This is a genomic window from Pseudomonas viridiflava, from assembly GCF_003702045.1.
GTDB lineage: Bacteria > Pseudomonadota > Gammaproteobacteria > Pseudomonadales > Pseudomonadaceae > Aquipseudomonas > Aquipseudomonas viridiflava_C.
In genome coordinates, this window is sequence record NZ_RBTP01000022.1 from 1 (window position 1) to 15712 (window position 15712).

The 15712-nt window shown below is 55.6% G+C and carries 17 protein-coding genes, 1 tRNA gene and 1 pseudogene; 3 read left to right on the plus strand and 16 right to left on the minus strand.

Going from position 1 to position 15712, the window contains the following annotated elements; genetic code table 11:
• On the plus strand, positions 1 to 449 hold a 449-nt coding region (pilV, locus tag ALP40_RS25965; protein WP_122207772.1), incomplete at its 5' end, for a shufflon system plasmid conjugative transfer pilus tip adhesin PilV.
• A 75-nt stretch (positions 450 to 524) separates the two neighbouring features.
• Here the strand turns inward: pilV and ALP40_RS08025 are convergent.
• Positions 525 to 2591 carry a PAS domain S-box protein gene (locus tag ALP40_RS08025; RefSeq protein WP_409077510.1) on the minus strand — a complete coding sequence of 689 codons (2067 nt, stop codon included), beginning with the start codon at positions 2589 to 2591 and terminating at the stop codon, positions 525 to 527.
• Positions 2592 to 2924: 333 nt separating this feature from the next.
• Between ALP40_RS08025 and ALP40_RS08030 the strand changes: the two are divergent.
• Positions 2925 to 3320, plus strand: a pseudogene (locus ALP40_RS08030) (transposase); the annotation flags it as partial.
• 17 nt (positions 3321 to 3337) lie between these two features.
• Here the strand turns inward: ALP40_RS08030 and ALP40_RS08035 are convergent.
• Positions 3338 to 3796: a helix-turn-helix domain-containing protein gene (locus ALP40_RS08035; RefSeq protein WP_122207773.1), complete on the minus strand. Its 459-nt coding sequence runs from the start codon at positions 3794 to 3796 to the stop codon at positions 3338 to 3340.
• Between the two features lie 96 nt (positions 3797 to 3892).
• Here ALP40_RS08035 and ALP40_RS08040 point away from each other — a divergent pair, with 96 nt between their 5' ends.
• Positions 3893 to 4849: an aromatic alcohol reductase gene (locus ALP40_RS08040; protein WP_122207774.1), complete on the plus strand. Its 957-nt coding sequence runs from the start codon at positions 3893 to 3895 to the stop codon at positions 4847 to 4849.
• A gap of 521 nt (positions 4850 to 5370) precedes the next feature.
• Here the strand turns inward: ALP40_RS08040 and ALP40_RS08045 are convergent.
• The 14 genes from ALP40_RS08045 to ALP40_RS08110 form a co-directional block, all read right to left on the minus strand.
• Positions 5371 to 5446, minus strand: a tRNA-Lys gene (locus ALP40_RS08045).
• Positions 5447 to 5509: 63 nt separating this feature from the next.
• A complete protein-coding gene (gene queC, locus ALP40_RS08050; RefSeq protein ID WP_181113505.1) occupies positions 5510 to 6184 on the minus strand; it encodes a 7-cyano-7-deazaguanine synthase QueC in 675 nt (224 codons plus the stop codon).
• A 16-nt stretch (positions 6185 to 6200) separates the two neighbouring features.
• Entirely contained in the window at positions 6201 to 6848 is a 648-nt protein-coding gene (queE, locus tag ALP40_RS08055) for a 7-carboxy-7-deazaguanine synthase QueE (protein ID WP_122207776.1), read from the minus strand.
• Between the two features lie 171 nt (positions 6849 to 7019).
• Positions 7020 to 7835, minus strand: coding sequence for a tol-pal system protein YbgF (ybgF, locus tag ALP40_RS08060; RefSeq protein WP_122207777.1), 816 nt, complete (start codon positions 7833 to 7835; stop codon positions 7020 to 7022).
• Positions 7836 to 7841: 6 nt separating this feature from the next.
• On the minus strand, positions 7842 to 8339 hold the full coding sequence (pal, locus tag ALP40_RS08065) for a peptidoglycan-associated lipoprotein Pal (protein ID WP_122207778.1): 498 nt from the start codon (positions 8337 to 8339) through the stop codon (positions 7842 to 7844).
• Between the two features lie 52 nt (positions 8340 to 8391).
• Positions 8392 to 9693: a Tol-Pal system beta propeller repeat protein TolB gene (gene tolB / locus ALP40_RS08070; protein WP_122207779.1), complete on the minus strand. Its 1302-nt coding sequence runs from the start codon at positions 9691 to 9693 to the stop codon at positions 8392 to 8394.
• Positions 9690 to 10760, minus strand: a complete 1071-nt coding sequence (tolA, locus tag ALP40_RS08075) for a cell envelope integrity protein TolA (protein WP_088235783.1) — start codon at positions 10758 to 10760, stop codon at positions 9690 to 9692. Before tolA ends, tolB begins: the two co-directional genes overlap by 4 nt.
• Positions 10760 to 11224 (minus strand): protein TolR, encoded by a 465-nt coding sequence (gene tolR / locus ALP40_RS08080; protein ID WP_002554654.1) that lies wholly within the window; start codon positions 11222 to 11224, stop codon positions 10760 to 10762. Before tolR ends, tolA begins: the two co-directional genes overlap by 1 nt.
• A 14-nt stretch (positions 11225 to 11238) precedes the next feature.
• Positions 11239 to 11934 (minus strand): protein TolQ, encoded by a 696-nt coding sequence (gene tolQ / locus ALP40_RS08085; protein ID WP_122207780.1) that lies wholly within the window; start codon positions 11932 to 11934, stop codon positions 11239 to 11241.
• Complete coding sequence (ybgC, locus tag ALP40_RS08090; protein ID WP_122207781.1) at positions 11924 to 12391, minus strand: tol-pal system-associated acyl-CoA thioesterase; 468 nt, start codon at positions 12389 to 12391, stop codon at positions 11924 to 11926. Before ybgC ends, tolQ begins: the two co-directional genes overlap by 11 nt.
• A 135-nt stretch (positions 12392 to 12526) precedes the next feature.
• Complete coding sequence (gene ruvB / locus ALP40_RS08095; RefSeq protein ID WP_122207782.1) at positions 12527 to 13585, minus strand: Holliday junction branch migration DNA helicase RuvB; 1059 nt, start codon at positions 13583 to 13585, stop codon at positions 12527 to 12529.
• Positions 13586 to 14194 (minus strand): Holliday junction branch migration protein RuvA, encoded by a 609-nt coding sequence (ruvA, locus tag ALP40_RS08100; RefSeq protein WP_122207783.1) that lies wholly within the window; start codon positions 14192 to 14194, stop codon positions 13586 to 13588.
• A gap of 106 nt (positions 14195 to 14300) precedes the next feature.
• The gene (gene ruvC, locus ALP40_RS08105; RefSeq protein WP_122207784.1) at positions 14301 to 14825 is read right to left on the minus strand and encodes a crossover junction endodeoxyribonuclease RuvC; all 525 of its coding nucleotides are present in this window, start codon (positions 14823 to 14825) and stop codon (positions 14301 to 14303) included.
• A gap of 129 nt (positions 14826 to 14954) precedes the next feature.
• Positions 14955 to 15701, minus strand: a complete 747-nt coding sequence (locus ALP40_RS08110; protein ID WP_122207785.1) for a YebC/PmpR family DNA-binding transcriptional regulator — start codon at positions 15699 to 15701, stop codon at positions 14955 to 14957.
• Positions 15702 to 15712: the final 11 nt, after the last annotated feature.

Here is a 15712-nt window from a genome sequence, read left to right on the forward strand (position 1 = left end):
TCATGGAGCGGTTACACAAGAACTTCTATACGGGCGGGAATATCTGCGGTGGAACAGTGGCCTCGGAAGGCCGAGGCACTGTGGGTGAGTATCCGCAGCTCAATGGAGTTGCCGCTGCTGGGACAGCCTGTGCCACCAACGGCATGATCGGGCACACGAGCACCGGGCGGTCGCTTTCTTGTGAGAGTCAGGTGGGGTGGGTGACTGGTGCGAGCGTGCCAAATTGCACTACCCTGACGATTCATGGCCGTGACACCAATGACGTCACGGCGTATGCCTGCCCTGTCGGTTATACCAAGATCAGTTGGGACAAAACGGGTTCGGGGCAGAGATTTCAAACCCAGCCCATCGCTTCATCATGCGCCGGACAGACTTCCCTTCCTTGTCTTCGGCTTCGGCTTCGGCTTCGGCTTCGGACTTGTGATGCACCAAGCCATCGCGCGCACTAGTCAAGCTCTTCAGGCCGTTAATGGCGGGACCGTTGGTGTCGAGCGATTCGCCACCAACCAGACGCGTTGTGGTCATTAATCCAACTTTTGCCGCTGAGTTTGAGCAGCTGCCTTTGTAAGCACCTGAGAAACTTGTTCTACTGAATAAGGTTTATGCAACAGCTCAAACCCATAGGTACCATTTCGGGCTAACACATGGCTGTAACCCGAAGTTAGCACCACGGGAAGATGTGGATACAGGCTACGAATTATTTGCCCCAGTTCTACGCCGCTCATACCCGGCATCACCACATCCGTAAACACCACGTCAAACTGCTTCGCATTTTCAACTAGAAGATCAAGCGCGGCTGCCGCGTCACAGGCCAGAACAGATTCATAACCGAGATCGGTTAGTAGCTCAATTGCGAAAAGCCCTAAGCTGGAATTGTCTTCTACGACCAACACGCGCAGGCCATGACCGGCCGACATAATTTGAGAGTCCCCCGCTCGAAGCGCGCGCTCGACTGGCGCCACTTGTGGAAGGTAGAGTGTAAATGTAGTGCCTTTGCCTAAAGTACTTTCAACATCAATCTCACCTCCTGACTGTTTCGCAAAGCCGAACACCTGCGACAAACCCAAGCCGGTGCCCTTGCCTGTATCTTTAGTCGTGAAGAACGGCTCAAAAATACTTTCCAGCTTGTCGGGAGGAATACCACATCCCGTGTCGCTCAACGCAACAGCAACGAAGTCCCCTGGAACGGCTGGATGACTACGGATGACAGGTAAATAATCAACGGCACGCACGGAAACACTCAGTTGACCACTCTGCCCCATTGCGTCGCGCGCATTGGCCGCAATGTTTACGATAGCCGTGTCGAATTGAATCGGGTCGGCCTTCACAAAACAAGGCGTTTCAGGAAGATCAAATTTGATAGCTATATGGGTACCCGTTAGGGTATCCATCATGTCAGAGATCGAGCGCACCGCGTTGCAGACAGAAAAAACTTCTGGCTTAAGGGCTTGCCTGCGAGCAAAAGAAAGAAGTTGCCCGGTTAACCGAGTGGCTCTGTCTACCGTATCCGAAATGGCATCAACGTACCGACGGCGTCGCTCATCGGACAGGTTGGGCCGTTTCAGGAAGTCAGTGGAAGAGCGAATGACCGTCAGCAAATTATTGAAGTCGTGCGCAACACCCCCAGTGAGCTGGCCTATAGCTTCAAGCTTTTGTGACTGACGAAGCTGTTCCTCGATCTTGCCTCGTTCGGCCAGGGCCTGAGCAACCCGCTCCTCTAGGTTCTCATGAACCTGGCGTAGTGCTTCTTCCGCTTTTTTACGCTCAGTAATATCGGAAGCAGCACCAAACCACTCCTTGATTTCACCTGCATCATCAAGCATTGGCACGGCGCGTGCGAGGGCCCAACCGATAGAGCCGTCCACGCGGTTAACTCGGTGCTCTATCAAATAGGTCGATTTAGTAAGCGTCGCTCGGGTTATTTCGGCACGAACTGCGGCGCGATCCTCATGGGGTATGTATCGATCAAGCCAGTGTGGATCGTTCGCCTGAGTGTCAGGTATAAAATCACCGCCGTTAAGCTGATGCAGCTCACTCCAATCCGCGCTGATGCGGAAACGTACCTCGGTAGAGGAGCGGATAAGGGCTTCAAGCGCGCGTTCGTTTAAGCCGATGTCGTCACCAAAATAGCGCAAGCGCTCATAATCAGAGGTAATGGCATAAAGCGAAGCGGAGAAATAAACTAACGTCCCTGCCTTGTCGAATACAGGGTGCACACTCAAATGATTCCAGAACGGTTTTCCATCTTTGCGGTAGTTTTGAAGTTTAATATCTATCGGCTCTTGCCGGTTCACGGCCTCACGAACGCTAGCTACGTGGTCTTGGTTCGTTGCCGGACCTTGAAGAAAACGGCAGTTTCGGCCTAAGACTTCTTCAGCAGCGTATCCGGTCAATTCATAAAAAGCCGGGTTTGCGAAAACGATTGGATTATCGTCTTGGTGAGGGTCGGTGATGACCATTGGCATACGCGTATCACATACAGCAGCCACAAAAGGATCACCGCACGTTCCCCTCAGCTCGGTGACAAGACGCGGCGTCTTCCCATCAGGGCCACCACCGGAGAGAACTATGGTTTGTGTGTCTATGGTCATGCCTTTCCATACCCGTTGTGATTGGGAAACCCGTCTCACATAAGCTGTATTAAAGCGTATCTTTCGGAAGAAATTAGGTAGTTCGTCGCCTGGCAGCTGTCTGCACGCGCGCTTGAAGCCGCACTGCCGCGAATGGCCCCACAGCAAACATATGGTTTTTTCTCAGCATGACATGAACTCCCAATGAAGCCTCAACGGACTATAATTGCGCAACGCGGCGTCATGCTTGGCACCGTGTTCGAATAAGATACGCAAGGGATCTTGCAGGAGTTCGTGGGACATGATCAAGCCAGCGTCCTGAGTCAATGGATAAAAGCCCTTACCTGCTCGGATGAAATGGCGATGCCCATCGCGGAGAAGTTGCATCAGTGGATGCTGGCTCAGCGCGAACTTGTGCCCGAGGGCTCGGCCACGGCCAAGGCTCTGGATTACAGCCTGAAACGCTGGGTAGCATTAACGCGCTACCTCGATGATGGTGCTGTGCCCATCGACAATAACCGGGTCGAAAATACGATCCGGCCTTGGGCCCTTGGCCGTTCTAATTGGCTTTTCGCCGGATCACCGCGTAGCGGTAAGCGAGCGGCGGCAATTATGAGTTTGATTCAATCGGCACGCATGAACGGGCATGATCCGTTCGCGGATCTGAAGGATGTACTGACGCGGTTACCGACACAGAGGGCCAGTGCGATTGACCAATTACTACCGCATCAATGGGCACAGGGCTCTTAATACGCTGTGAGCTACATTCAATCAGACGCTTCTGAGCTTGATGGCGTCGATGTAGGTATTTGCCATGCGGGTTTTTTATCATCCTGACTATCGAAAATACGCCGCGCCTTGCGGAAATCCTCAACGTTCTCGACAACCCAAGTCCAGATAGGGGACATGCGGGTCAACAGTCCCATACCCAGCGGCGTCAGATCATACTCGACACGTGGCGGGATTTCACCGAACTCCCGCCGAACCACTAGGCCATCCCTCTCCATGGAGCGGAGTGTCTTGGTCAACATCCGCTGAGTCACACCGGTCATCTGCCTTTTTATTTCGGCATGACGCATCGTGCCGTACACACCCAGAGCATGCAGGATACCCAACGACCAGCGGCTGCCTGCGTGAGCAAGCACTTCCCGCCTGATGCCATCATCGTCTTCTCTCAGGGTTTGGCAGATTGTCTCTGCCTGGCTGAGAGCCTCCTGATCGGTCATTTCTTTCTCTGGTATCACAGGTGTGCCTTCTTACGAGCGTTGCCAAATCGTGCAAGCATTTGTTCATCTTACAGGCAACAGGTCTCAGGAGAAATCATGACCGAAGTGACCCAGTTCCCCCCCCAATCCATTCTCGTTCTAGGCGCCGGTGAGCTTGGGCTACCGGTTTTGCGTAATCTTGCGCGAGTAGCAAAGCGCGCGCCCGGTTCCACAATCAGCGTGCTGCTCAGGGATTCGACCATCAACACTGAGGTACGCGAGAAAAAGGTCGAAATAGATGAGCTTCGGGGGCTCGGCATCCAAATGGTAGCCGCAGACCTCGTGAATGACTCAATCGATCAGTTGGCTGAAGTATTCGCACGTTTCGATACCGTAATCGGCTGTGCAGGCATGGTTGCAGGCCGGGAAACCCCGATGAAACTGGCTAGCGCTGCTCTGAAATCCGGTGTGAAGCGCTACTTCCCGTGGCAGTTTGGTGTCGACTTCGAGGTCATCGGTCGGGGCAGTCCTCAGGATCTGTTCGATGCTCAGCTTGATGTTCGCGAATTGCTTCGAGCCCAGGATAAAACTGAATGGGTAATCATCTCGACGGGTATGTTTACCAGTTTCCTGTTCGAGCCTGTATTCGAGGTGGTTGACTTCGAAAACGATACCGTGAACGCGCTGGGCAGTCTTGATACCAGCGTGACGCTTACGACTCCAGACGACATTGGTGCGTTGACAGCGGAAATCGTTTTCTTCGAACCTCGCTTCCGAAATCAGATTGTGTACCTCTCGGGAGACACTGTGACGTACGGAGAGATTGCGAGCCTCCTCGAACGTGTACTGGGCCGCCCGTTCAAACGTAACGTATGGACTGTTCCGTACTTGCTCCAAGAATTGGAGAAAGACCCAACGCATCACATCAAGAAGTACCGCGCTGTGTTCGCCCAGGGCAGAGGTGTGGCCTGGCCTAAAGCAGGCACCTTCAACGCGCAGCAATCGATTCAGGTCACGACCGCTGAGAAGTGGGCCCGGGCAAATCTGACAACCTCTTCAGCGCAAGTGCAGTAGCCGAACGAGCGTTTCCGCGCAGGGAGTTGACCTACTGAATAGCTCATCAGTCTGATAAAGGGCGCTGATGACCGAGCAAAACCGCGAGGGGACGGGTTTAGTAATCCTAGACGTCCAAATCTTTATCTTTTCCGCACTATCTGCCAAGGTCTGAGGCGCTTCAAAGCCACCAACTATTGAGTTTTCTTAGCGCGGATTGCGAACCACAGCGCGTTAATCAAACGCTTGCCATGATTGGGGGATGAATGTGTGTTCGTCGGACGCTTACGATATGGCACTATCAGCGAAGACAACATATTGACTCCGGCATCTGTGAGTTTCTACACAGACGGCTGCTTGCATGGGTGTACATCGCTCTCAAACGGTACTACTTGCCTTCAGCTTCGAAAGACTTGCCAACCGCTTTACAGATCGTCGCTTCACCCATGACGAAAGCTCAAAGCAGCTCTCCGACCTGACGATCTGCAACGCAAAAAAAATCTGGAAATCCGCATTTTCATGGGCCTTCCAGATTTTCGAAATGGTGGGTCGTGTGGGATTCGAACCTACGACCAATTGGTTAAAAGCCAACTGCTCTACCAACTGAGCTAACGACCCTCTGTTGTGTGGCGCGTATATTACTGATTTTTATGAGTAATTCAACACCTATTTTAAAAAAACTTAAAAATAACGCGTCGGGTCTGCTACACCGGCGGCGGCGAAGCCTTCTGCGCGCAGGCGGCAGCTGTCGCATTTACCGCACGCACGGCCTTGATCATCGGCCTGATAGCAGGAAACCGTGAGTGCGTAATCGACGCCCAGCGCAGTGCCAGCCTTGACGATGTCGGACTTGCTGAGGTTCTGCAGCGGCGCACGTATGGTGAAGCCCTGCCCTTCCACACCGGCCTTGGTTGCGAGATTAGCCATGCGCTCGAACGATGCGACGAACTCAGGGCGGCAATCCGGGTAGCCCGAATAGTCCACCGCATTGACGCCGATAAAGATGTCGCGCGCGCCCAGCACCTCTGCCCAGCCCAGTGCGAGGGAAAGAAAGACGGTGTTGCGGGCCGGCACGTAAGTCACCGGGATGCCTTCTGAAGGCGCCTCAGGCACGGCGATGGAGCTGTCAGTCAGTGCCGAGCCGCCAATGCCGTTCAGATTCAGGCCAATCACCTTGTGCTCAATGGCACCCAGGTCGCGAGCCACCTGCGCGGCTGCGTCGAGTTCAGCGCGATGGCGCTGACCGTAATCGAAGCTCATGGTGTAGCAGGCGTACCCTTCAGCAAGGGCCATTGCGACGACGGTGGCGGAGTCCAGGCCACCCGACAGCAGAATCACGGCTCTTTTTTCAGTCATGGTCGATTCAGTCATTTCAGCGCCCCGGCTCGTCGTCCCAAAGAAATTTATGCAACTGCATCTGCAAGCGTACTGGCAGGTTATCCGCCACGATCCAGTCGGCCAGATCGCGGCCTTTCAGCTCATGATGGCTCGCGGAAAACAGAACCTCGCCAGCCCGGCGATCGAGCCCGTATTGAATGAGCTTGGAAACTGCCCAGTCGTAATCTTCCCGCGAACAAATCACGAATTTGACCTGGTCGTTGGGCGTAAGCAGTTCCATGTTTTCGTAGCGATTGCGTGCGACCTCTTTAGACCCTGGGGTTTTGAGGTCGACAACACGACTGACACGAGGGTCCACTGCAGAGATATCCAGCGCGCCGCTGGTTTCCAGCGACACTTCGTAACCTGCGTCACACAGACGCTTTAGCAACGGAATCGCGTTCGGCTGTGCGAGCGGTTCACCACCCGTTACGCAAACGTAACGAGGCCGGTAAGAAGCGACCTGAGCGACGATGTCGTCCAGCGAGTGGATCGTGCCACCCGTGAATGCGTAGGCGCTGTCACAGTACTGGCAGCGAAGAGGACAGCCGGTCAGGCGCACAAATACGGTGGGCAGCCCAGCCGTACGGGTTTCACCCTGCAACGAGTGAAATATTTCGGTGATGCGTAATGTGTCTTGCATATCAGCCACGGGCGTAACAGCTAAACAGGCCGTCCGCCTCCGTCAGGCACTTCAAAGGACCCTGCGAGCGCAGAATCCAGAGAAGCGTAATGTGTACCGGAATTTCGGGTGCGAGATTCTAACGAAAAAAGCCGCGACGGGCGCGGCTTTCTTGATTTGCGAGTCAGGACATCAGAGACGCTGAAGATCTCGCTGTGCCAGCTGAGCCGCGGATGTGCCCGGATATTGAGCGACAACCTGCTGCAAAATGCCTTTGACCTTGTCGTTGTGACCCAGGCGGCGCTCTACGTCGGCCAGCTTGTACAACGAATCAGGAACCTTGGCGTGTTTCGGGTATTGCTGACTCACTTTGGCGAATGCCTGACCGGCACCTTGAAGGTCGCCTTTGGCCAGATTCACTTCACCCAGCCAATACTGGGCATTGCCAGCGTAAGAGCTGTTCGGGTATTTGCGCAGGAAAGCGGTAAAAGCCTGGCTGGCCTTGTCGAAATCCTTTGCCTTGATCAAATCGAAGGCAGCTTCGTAATAAAGCTTTTCCTTCGCCGGGTCAGGAGGCTCGGTGCCTGCTGCCGGTGCCTGAGCGGCCGGAGCCGAAGGCGTCCCACTGGCGTCAACAGCGCCACCAGAAGGTTGAGAATTATTGGTAGCCGGAGCGGCAGCGCCACTGGCTATACGTTGGTCGAGTTCCTGATAACGCTCCAGAGCTTCCTGCTTCATGCGCTGGATGTCGTTCTGCTGAACCTCGACAAGCCCGCGCAAACGCGCGATCTCTTCCTGCATTTGCTGTAGCTGCATGAACAGCTGACCTTGTGCCGAGGGAGGGGGTGTAACCCCTCCCCCGGCATAGGCGCCGGACGTGCCATAACCCGCTGGCGGATAACTGCTGCTGCCAGAGCCAGAATTGTTATCGACCACAGGAGCCGCACCCAACGCTGAAAGCGGAAGGGCAAGGGCCAAAACGGTTAGAGCACGTCGGCACGTTCGCATGTCAAATTACTTACGCAGTTCGACGCGACGGTTTTGAGCCCACGACTGCTCGTCGTTGCCGGTAGCAACTGGACGCTCTTCGCCGTAGGAAACCAGTTCCAGCTGAGCTGGGGAAACACCTTGCAGTACCAGGTAGCGCTGAACGGCTTTCGCACGACGCTCGCCCAGTGCCATGTTGTACTCACGAGTACCACGTTCGTCGGTGTTGCCTTCCAGAACAACGCGAGCGCCGTTGGATTTCAGGTCTTTAGCATGCACGTCCAGGGAGCGCATGGCTTCTGGCTTCAGGTCCGAACTGTCGTATTCGAAGTAGAAGGTGGTGATTGCGCGCAGAGCAGCTTCTTCGCTCATGGAACCGTCAACAGCACCCGTGTTAGCGCCGTAACCAGCGTTAGGGTCGACAGCGCCAGCACCGGCATTGTCGCCGCCTTTGGACGAGCAACCTACAGCTACAGCCATGGCCAGAGCCAGCGCAGCAAACTTACCAAACTTCAGCATTTCCATCTTGAAACTCCTAATGAACCCCAGTGTGTTAAGCAAATCGTGTAGCGCCGCGTCAGTTCAGGTAAGGGGACCAGGACGGTTCTCTGACTTCGCCTTGTGCGGTAGGAAGCGGGAGCCTTACGCGTCCGTTAATGGACACGAGCATCAAGACTCCCCGGCCCTGCTGGCGGGTGGCGTAGATTACCATGGTGCCGTTGGGCGCAACAGTAGGCGACTCATCAAGGTTGCTATCTGTGAGGATTTTTACGCTTCCGCGGGCCAAATCCTGTACTGCAACCTTGAAATTAGTAAAGCCGTCCTGCCTGTGAATCATCACCAGCGTCTTTTCATCGGCTGACAATTTCGGATTGGCGTTGTAGTTACCCACGAACGTAACTCGTTCGGCACCACCGCCATTAATATTGGTTTTATAGATTTGCGGCTTTCCACCACGGTCCGACGTGAAGTAGATCGTCGAGCCATCCTTGCCGAAGAACGGTTCGGTGTCGATGGAGGAATCGTTGGTCACACGGCTCAACTGACGCGAAGCCAGGTTGATGACGTAGATTTCCGGGTTGCCATCCTTGGACAGTACGAACGCAAGCTTGGTGCCATCCGGCGACCAAGCAGGTGCGCCGTTCAGACCTTCAAAGTTGGTGATCTGCTCGCGACGACCGGTATCGATATGTTGAACGAAGATACGTGGACGTCTCTGTTCGAAAGACACATAGGCGATACGCTTGCCATCGGGCGCAAAGCGCGGCGACAGGATTGGCTCACGGGACTGCAACAGCGTTACCGCACGTGCACCGTCATAATCCGAACGTTGCAGGGTGTAGCGCGTATTGCTTTCGGAGAAGCGCTCGGCGGTTACGTAAAGCATGCGTGTCGAAAACGCACCCTTGATGCCCACAAGCTTCTCGAAAGACTGATCAGCAATGTAGTGCGCCATGTCACGCAGTTGGTCGTTGGTGCCGGAAACATTGCCGGTCAGGACCTGTTGCTCAGTGGCCACGTTGAACAGCGCGTATTGAATCTGCAGACGACCACCCGCAGGAACAATGTTGCCGACCATGACGTATTGGGCACCCAGCGCTTTCCAGTCACGGAAAATGACTTCGCTGGCCTGGGTCGGCAAGCTGATCATGTTCTGCTTCGGGATCGGCGAGTAGTAGCCGGAGTTGCGCAGGTCGTTGCCGATGATCTCCGCCATGTCTTCCGGCAGCACGTTGCCGCCCTGCCAGCCAAATGGCACGACAGCGATCGGTGTGGCACGGTCACTGCCGCTGGTGACCAGAATGTTCTTTTCTTCTGCGGCCGCAACTCCGGCTGCACAGCAGAGAACGAAAAGCAGTCCTCGAAAAAGGTTGATCACAAGGCTAGATCTCCAGGTGTGAATGTCATCTTGAATGAACGATAGGGAGCGAAGTCAGCGGGCTTCAGACCCTGCATTTCTGTCAAACGCCCAATGTTTTTCACCGCAGCAACCGCAGAGCTATCAAAAGGCCCGTCGCCACTGGACTTTGCAATCGACACAGAGGCGATTGTTCCGTCCGGCAACATGCCGATCTGCAACGTTACCGACATGTTGTTACGTGCCGATGGAGGCCGACTCCAGCCTTCAGATGCACGAACCCGAATCAGATCGTCGAAGCTGCCAGCGGTTTCATCGCCACGCTCATCTGCCAGTGCCTGTTGCCGTTCCGGCTTGTCGGAGAGCAAATCGGCCAATGCCTGCGCCTTCTTGTCTTCTGCAGATTTACGTGCAGCTTCCTGCGCCTTTTTGGCGGAATCGGCAGCTGCTTTCTTCTTCGCGTCCTCGGCAGCCTTTTTCTTGGCGTCTTCGGCAGCCTTTTTCTTGGCCTCGTCAGCCGCCTGCTTCTTGGCTTCCTCGGCAGCGGCCTTCTTGGCGTCTTCCTCGGCTTTCTTCTTCGCTTCGTCTTCGGCTTTCTTCTTGGCTATGTCGGCCAACTGTTTCTCTTCAACTTTTTTGGCGTCGGCAACCTTTTTGGCTTCGTCAGCTTTCTTGGCGTCGTCAGCCTTTTTGGCCTCCTCGGCTTTCTGCTCGGCCTTCTTGGCTTCGTCGGCGGCCTTCTGTTCTTCCGCTTTTTGAGCGGACTCTTCTTTCTTTTGTTCCGCAGCTTTAACAGCTTCCTGCTTCAACTGCTCGATTTTCTTCTGCTCCAACTGCTCGACTTCAGTCTGTCGCGCAGCAGTCTTCTTTGCCTCGCCAGCAATTTTCTGGTTGGTCTGGGTCGTCGCCTGACTCTTGGACTTGAGCTGATAGAGCGTTGCCTGAACGATAGGCTTGGCTTCAGGCAAATCCGGAGTCATGGCGAAACTGACGAACAGCATGCCAAAAATCAGAATGTGCAACGCCACAGCCCAGACACTGGGCCAGAAATAGCTTTCCGAGGCAGACGGCTCTCGAATCGGCTGCATCAGGGTGCCTCGGTAATCAAGCCAACATTCCCGACCCCGGCTTTCTGCAGCCCGCCCATCGTGCCCATGACCGAACCGTAATCAACGGTCTTGTCACCACGAATGAACACCTGTGTCTGCTTGCCGGCATCACGCCCGGCAGCGACGATCTTGGTGACGGCGGCTGTCAGCTGGGGCAAGGTCATCGCCTTGTCCATCTGCTTGTCAGTATCGACTTCGCTGCCAAGGTTCCAGTAATAGGTCTTGTCAGCCTTGATCGAAATGGTCAGGACCTGATTATTGTTGTCCTGCGGCAAAGCCTCGCTGGAGACCTTGGGCAAGTCGACTTTCACGCCCTGGTTGATCATGGGAGCAGTCACCATGAAAATCACGAGCAACACCAGCATCACGTCGATGTAGGGCACTACGTTCATTTCGGCGACCGGCTTGCGTTTTCTGCGTCGATCTCGAGCGATTAAAGCCATGGGGAATTACCTGCTCACTCTTCGCTGGTATGCACTTTACGGTGCAGGATTGCCTGGAACTCGTCAGCGAACGTGTAGTAACGGCTGATCAAGGTCTCGCTGCGCGCGGAGAAACGGTTGTAGGCAATAACGGCCGGGATTGCCGCGAACAGACCAATGGCCGTTGCGATAAGGGCTTCGGCAATACCTGGCGCGACAGTGGCAAGCGTCGCCTGTTGGGCTGTTGCCAGACCACGGAAGGAGTTCATGATCCCCCAGACAGTACCGAACAGACCGACGTACGGGCTGGTAGAACCCACGGTGGCCAGGAAAGAAAGACCGGACTCCAGTTTTTCCTCTTCACGGGAAATGGCAACGCGCATGGCACGCGCCACACCTTCCATCACCGCATCAGGATCGACACCGGACTGCTGACGCAGACGGGAGAATTCCTTGAAGCCTGCACGGAAGATCTGCTCCACGCCCGAGTCCGGGTCAGGGTTGCTGCCTGCCTGACGGTACAGCTTGGACAAATCGATGCCGGACCAGAAACGCTCTTCAAAGCTATCCAGTGCCCGCCGACCTGCGCGCAGCATGTTGCTGCGCTGAAAAATCACGATCCATGAAGTGACCGAGGCGGCCACCAGAATCAGCATCACCAACTGAACAACAATGCTGGCATTGCTGACCAAACTCCACATGGAGGAATGGTCGACGACGTTAGCTTCCACGCTTTATCTCCTGCTCTGAATGTGTGCCCACGCCACTCTGGTCGGCAAAGGCCGCTCGCAGAGCTTCGGGAATGGCCCGGGGTTTCAAACTATCGGCGCTTACACACGCCACCAAGAACTGCCCCTCGCAGAGCAGCGTTGCATCCGAAGCCCGCCTGACTTGCTGTTGAAAGCGCAGGCTGACACGGTTCAATTCGGTTACTTGTGCACTGACGAGCAATTCGTCATCCAGCCGCGCAGGCTTGTGATAACGCGCTTCGCTGGAGTGCACGACAAACAGCAGGTTGTCCTGCGCCATTGCGGACTGAGCGAAACCAAGATCGCGCAGCCTCTCGGTACGAGCCCGTTCCATGAATTTCAGATAATTGACGTAGTAGACGATGCCGCCAGCATCGGTGTCTTCGTAATAAACGCGACAGCGATGTGCGAACGACTGAACCCCGTTTTGCGCGCGCATACTCTAGTGCTTACTCCTCACGTTGCCAATCGGGTCAGGCAACTGTTTTTCAACGATTTGCCGCTCGCCACCTTTAGCGCCCACGAGACTGGCAATGTGACACACAGACGGCGATTAAATTGCATGACGTCACATTTAATCAGCCGAATCATCAACAAACTCCTCGGCAGTTGGCAGCTCTCCCATCCTGGAAGGGATGTTCAGCCCAAAATGCAGGTAGGCATGACGGGTCACGACCCGACCGCGCGGTGTGCGCATCATATAGCCTTGCTGGATCAAATAGGGTTCCAGTACGTCTTCAATCGTATGGCGCTCTTCACTGATGGCCGCAGCGAGGCTGTCGACACCTACCGGACCACCGTCAAACTTCTCGATCATGGTCAGCAGCAAACGCCTGTCCTGATGATCGAAACCATGCTCGTCGACGTCCAGCAGATTCAACGCCTTGTCAGCGGTTTGACGGGTGATTTGACCGTTGCCGCGTACTTCGGCGAAATCGCGCACGCGACGCAGCAGGCGGTTGGCGATACGCGGGGTGCCACGGGCTCGACGGGCGATCTCGAACGCGCCTTCAGGTTCGATGACCAGCCCCAGGATACCGGCCGAGCGGGTCACGATGGTCGACAGATCGGCAATGCTATAAAACTCAAGACGCTGAACGATACCGAAACGGTCACGTAACGGATTGGTGAGCATGCCGGCTCGCGTGGTCGCGCCCACCAGGGTGAAAGGCGGCAGGTCCAGTTTGATAGAGCGGGCAGCAGGCCCCTCCCCGATCATGATATCCAGCTGAAAATCTTCCATCGCCGGGTACAACACTTCCTCGACAATGGGCGACAGCCGGTGAATCTCGTCGATGAACAACACATCGTTCGGCTCAAGATTGGTCAGGATGGCGGCCAGATCTCCGGGACGTTCAAGGACGGGACCTGACGTGCTCTTGATCGAAACCGACATTTCCTGCGCGATGATATTGGCCAGCGTGGTCTTGCCCAGACCCGGAGGCCCGAAAATCAGGGTGTGGTCCAGAGATTCGTTACGCCCTCTCGCGGCCTGGATGAACAGCTCCATCTGCTCGCGAACCGTGGGCTGACCAATGTAGTCAGCCAGGCTCAGCGGACGAATCGCACGGTCCAGCTGCTCGTCGCGATCACGGCCGCCAGTAGCGGTTATCAAACGGTCGGCATCTATCACTTATCCCATCCCCTTCAATGCACGCCGGATGAGATCGGCACTGCTCAAGTCTTTTTCCTTGATGGCAGAGACGGCTTTGCTCGCCTCTTGTGGCTTGTAGCCCAGCGATATCAGGGCACTGACCGCATCGGACTCGGCCGACGCCACAGGTTCGGCCTGATTCGGGCCATTGGAAACCAGTGTAAACGTGCCTGGTAACGACTCCCAGGCCTTGAAGCGGTCCTTGAGTTCGACCAGTAGACGCTCGGCGGTCTTCTTGCCGACACCTGGTATGCGGGTGAGCGCCGAGGTGTCCTGCGCCTGAACACAGCGCACCAGCTCATCGACCTCAAGACCTGACATCAACGCCAAGGCCAGCTTGGGGCCTACGCCGTTGAGACGAATCAGCTCGCGAAACAACTCGCGCTCACGCTTTTCATAAAAGCCGTACAGTAAATGCGCGTCTTCGCGGACGACAAGGTGTGTGTGCAGGGTCACGGGCTCACCAACGTGGGGCAGCCGATAGAGCGTGGTCATCGGCACCTCCAGTTCGTAACCGACGCCATTGACGTCCAGCACCAGATGCGGAGGCTGTTTCTCAGCGAGAAAGCCGCGTAAACGTCCAATCACGTTTCAGATCCTTTCGTGTTGCTTATCGCTTGCGCGAAAAAGTTGGGAACAATCATCACAGGAGTGGCCAGACCTGCAAGTAAAAAAATGCGTGCGAATGATGCCGTCACAGACGCAGCCTGCCGCCACGGCTGCGCGCGGTGTTCAAGCCGTGGGGAATAAGGCTGGAACGGGTATGCGCATGACACAACGCAATGGCCAGCGCATCGGAGGCATCGATTTGCGGTTTCTGAGTCAGTTTAAGCAGGTGCATCACCATCATCATCACCTGCTCTTTATTGGCACCACCGGTACCCGCCACAGCCTGCTTGACCTGAGTGGCCGTATATTCGGCGATCTCGAGCTCTTCCTCGGCCCCAGCCACGATGGCAGCGCCTCGCGCCTGGCCGAGCTTGAGCGCGGAGTCGGCGTTTTTTGCCATGAAGACCTTTTCGATCCCCATCGTCACCGGCCCGTAAGTCTTGATCACTTCACGGACGCCGCGATAGACGATTTGCAGACGTTCGTGCAGCTCGCCACTGCCTGTGCGAATACAACCCGATGCCACGTAAACGCAGCCGCGACCGGTGTCACGCACCACGCCATAGCCGGTGATTCGCGAACCGGGGTCGATACCAAGAATAAGAGTCATAACGCCTGCAGCTAGAGAAGGTAACGCAACACAATGAGCGCAGCATAAAGGCAGAAGCCGGAGGCCGATAGCCGCATGACGCTTACGGCTTCGTTCCTCCGGCTTCCGGTGCAGCTTATCTGACGATGATCAGCCCAACTGCTCCATGACCTCGTCCGGAATTTCTGCGTTCGAGTAGACGTTCTGTACGTCATCCAGGTCTTCAAGCATGTCGATCAGCTTGAGGACCTTCTCGGCGATGTCCAGATCCAGCACGGCGCTGGTGGTCGGCAACATGACGATTTCCGCATCCGACGCCTTGAAACCGGCCGCCTCCAGTGCGTTACGCACCGCATAGAAGCCCGAAAACGAGGTAAACACATCGATGGAGCCATCTTCATTGGTAACGACGTCGTCGGCATCTGCCTCCATTGCCGCTTCGATCAAGGCATCTTCATCGACGCCAGCCGCAAAGGATATCTGCCCCTTGCGATCAAACAGATAGGCCACAGAACCGTCGGTCCCCAGATTGCCACCGCATTTGGTGAACGCGTGACGCACGGCGGCAGCGGTTCGGTTACGGTTGTCAGTCATGGTTTCAACCATGATCGCCACCCCACCCGGGCCATAACCTTCGTAACCCAGCTCCTCGACATCATCACCGTCGGAAGCCCCCACGCCGCGAGCCACGGCACGATCAATGGTGTCACGGGTCATGTTTGCGCCCAGCGCCTTGTCCAATGCCAGACGCAGGCGCGGGTTGGAGCCGGGATCACCGCCGCCCTGACGAGCGGCAACGGTCAGTTCACGAATCCACTTGGTGAAAATCTTGCCTTTTTTGGCATCCTGACGCTCTTTGCGGTGCTTGATGTTCGCCCACTTAGAATGACCTGCCATTTCTCGCTCCA